Origin of the sequence: Micromonospora inaquosa (genome assembly GCF_003857055.1) — a bacterium.
Taxonomy (GTDB): domain Bacteria; phylum Actinomycetota; class Actinomycetes; order Mycobacteriales; family Micromonosporaceae; genus Micromonospora; species Micromonospora inaquosa.
This window is the reverse complement of the sequence record NZ_QGSZ01000031.1, coordinates 1-2967: the sequence shown is the minus strand read 5'-3', so window position 1 is coordinate 2967 and position 2967 is coordinate 1. Positions and strand designations below refer to the sequence as shown.

The following is a 2967-nucleotide window of genomic DNA, read 5'->3' as shown; positions in this document are numbered from 1 at the left end:
AAGGCGAAGACGACATACGAGATTACTACGCGTCTCGTGTGCTCGGAGATGTGTATACGATACAGGTCTCTACCCCCGTCAGGAGCCCGCCCGACATGACCCAGTCCCCCGCCGTGCGTACCACCGGTCGGTCCGGTCCGGTCCGCATCGGCGAGCGAGCCGCCCGTACCCTCGTCGCCGAGCTGGCCCGGATCAACGACGCCAAGGCAGCCCTGCTGGTCGGGGTGAACCCGGACTCCGTAGTGCTGGCCGCGGCGGTCGAGGCGCTGCTCCCCGGTGACCGGCTCACCGTGGTGCCCGTCGAGCCGTTCGGCGCTGCGGCGCTACGCGAGCACGTCACCGCCCAGGGCCGCTGGGTCGCCGACCGGGTGAACGTCGTCGACTCGCTGGCCGAAGCCGAACCCGCCGCGGTCGTCATCGCCGGTGAGGTGTTCACCGGCACCGCCGAGGCCACCCGCAGCGGCGTCGAAGGGCTGGCCAAGTATTTGACCGACGGGGCGGTGCTGAGCGTGGCGACCGTTGCCACCCCCGGCCGTACCGAGGGCGCCGCCGCCGAACTGGCCCGACAGGACGCCCTCTACGGCGTCGGCGCCGACCTGGTGCTGCGCAACTCGCCACCGGTGCGGGTCTACCGACTGCGGTTCACCCCGGCCAGCCCGGCCACCGCCGACAGCCTGGCCCCCGCGTACCGGCCGTCGAGCGTGCCGCTGACCCGGGGCATGCACATCGACTCCAACGGTGTGGCGGCGGCGGGCATCGCGCTGGGCCTCGCGGCGGTGGCACGGGTGGCGCGTCCGTCGTCCAAGCTGTGGCTGCTGCCGGCCCTGGCCGCCGGGCCGGTCGCCGCGTTCTTCCGGGATCCCGAGCGGGACGTGCCGGAGGACCCGAGCGCCGTCGTCGCCAGCGCGGACGGGAAGGTCCTGTCGGTGCAGCGGCTGCACGACGAGCGCTTCGGCGACGGCGAGTGGCTGCGGATCGCAGTGTTCCTGTCGGTGCTGGACGTGCACGTCAACCGCGCCCCGGTCGCCGGCAAGGTGGTGGACTACTTCGTCGCCGACGGCGGCTTCGTCAACGCGATGAAGCCGGACGCCGAGCACAACGTCGCCGCGTACACCGTGCTGGACACCGCTCGCGGCACGGTGGTCGTCGCGCAGCGGACCGGGCTGATCGCCCGCCGGATCGTGCAGCGCGCGCCGATCGGCGCGCTGCTGGCCAAGGGCGAGCGCTTCGGGCTGATCCGGTTCGGCTCCCGCACCGACGTCTACCTGCCCGCCGAGGCGGCGGACCCGCTGGTCGGGCCGGGCGACAAGGTGGTCGGTGGGGCCACGGTCATCGCCCGCTGGCGCTGACCCGCGAACGAGGAACGGGGCGCCGCTGTCCGCGGCGCCCCGTTCTCGTCTGCTCAGATCAGGCGGTACGACGCTGCCGCAGCCAGAGAACCGGCCCGCTGACCAGGTAGCCCACCACGATCAGGGCGAACGTCAGCCGGATGTCGACCAGCGCACCGATCACCGGAGCCAACCAGAGCCACGGCGGCAGCTTCACCAGTCGGGCGAGCTTGGCGTACGGGAAGCTCGACACCATCGCGAAGGCCAGCAGCGCCACCCCGGCGACCAGCACGGCACCGGGCACCGGCAGGCCGATCGCCACCGTCACGGCGAGCACCGCGGCCGCCATGGTGGTGGGCACCCCGCAGAAGAACCGGCCGTCCTTCGGCGAGACGTTGAAGCGGGCCAGCCGGATCGCCGCACACGCCGCGACCAGTGCGCACGCCACCGCCGCCGCGGCCGTCGAGACGGAGCCGGCGAGCGACGCGTAGACCACGACCGGCGCGGCGAGACCGAACGAGCACATGTCGGCCAGTGAGTCCATCTGCGCGCCGAACGGGCTGGCCACACCGAGCCGTCGGGCCAGTGCGCCGTCCAGACCGTCGAAGCCGACGCAGGCGATCAGGCAGAGCGCGGCGACGCGCACCTCGCCCTGCATGGCCAGGAAGATGGCCAGCATTCCGAGCATCAGGCTGGCCAGCGTGCAGGCGTTGACCAGGCCGAACTTCATCCGGCGCGCCATGGTGCGCTCGCCGGGGAGCAGCGGGATCGAGCGGGCCTCGTCGGTCTGCGCCATCGGCGGCATCGCCGGGCTGACCGGCATGACCGCGTCGATGTCCGCCCGGTCCAGGCTCAGTGTCGGGTCCACACCCAGTGTCGGCCGGCTGAGCCGGTCCAGGCCGTAGCGACGGCGCTGCCGATCGGCGTACCGGTGCTCGGTCGGGGCCAGGTCGGTCGGGTGCAGGTCGCCGTCGCGGCGACCAACCCGGACCAACAGCACCTGGCGGGCGAACGTGCTGCTGCGGCGCAACCGGCCCGCCCAGCGACGCCCTGCGGGGCGCGGACTGTCAGTAGTACGACGCCGGCGCCATGGGGCTCTCGGCACGTTTCCTCCATCACCGGATCTGCTGGCCGCCGTGGGGCGGTGTCCGGCTGTCTCGTGCCGGACCTTGGATGGCCGGCAGCCGTTTTGCGGAGTACACCATCGCATAGGGGAACATGGCTTGGCGATAGCTACCGGCGGTACTTATAACTGGCTCAAACCGCGCGAAACGCTCGCTTGTTCCCATCCCGGGCCTCATCGCCCGTTTCCTCCATCATTCCCGCCTTTGACTGTACCGGAGGGTCACCAACTCGGCTCGACGAGCCGAGTGCTATCGGCCACTCTGTCCGATTGCCAAGGCAGCGATGTCGCTCAACGGCAGGTCAACCGTCTCGGCCCGGGTGAACCACCCCGCCCGCGCCGTCGACCCACCAGCCGATTCGGTGACCACCGCGTCAGTGGGTACGTCCACCAGCACCCGATAGATCACCCGTACGCCATGCCAGTCCAGAGGCCGACCTTCCGGCCCGTACGCGGCCGGGTTGTGCAGGTTGTTGACGCCAAGGAGTTCCACCACCCGGCCCACCTGCCAACCCT

Annotated in this window: 2 protein-coding genes and 1 pseudogene; 1 reads left to right on the top strand and 2 read right to left on the bottom strand. The window is 71.5% G+C overall.

Features of this window, described 5'->3' with window-relative positions; all coding sequences use genetic code 11:
• The first annotated feature begins 95 nt into the window (after positions 1-95).
• The gene (locus tag DLJ59_RS00225) at positions 96-1349 is read left to right on the top strand and encodes a phosphatidylserine decarboxylase (RefSeq protein ID WP_124770526.1); all 1254 of its coding nucleotides are present in this window, start codon (positions 96-98) and stop codon (positions 1347-1349) included.
• A gap of 58 nt (positions 1350-1407) precedes the next feature.
• Here the strand turns inward: DLJ59_RS00225 and DLJ59_RS00220 are convergent, their stop codons facing one another.
• The gene (locus DLJ59_RS00220; RefSeq protein WP_124770527.1) at positions 1408-2358 is read right to left on the bottom strand and encodes a CDP-alcohol phosphatidyltransferase family protein; all 951 of its coding nucleotides are present in this window, start codon (positions 2356-2358) and stop codon (positions 1408-1410) included.
• Positions 2359-2701: 343 nt separating this feature from the next.
• Positions 2702-2967: pseudogene (locus DLJ59_RS00215) on the bottom strand (NUDIX hydrolase); the annotation flags it as partial.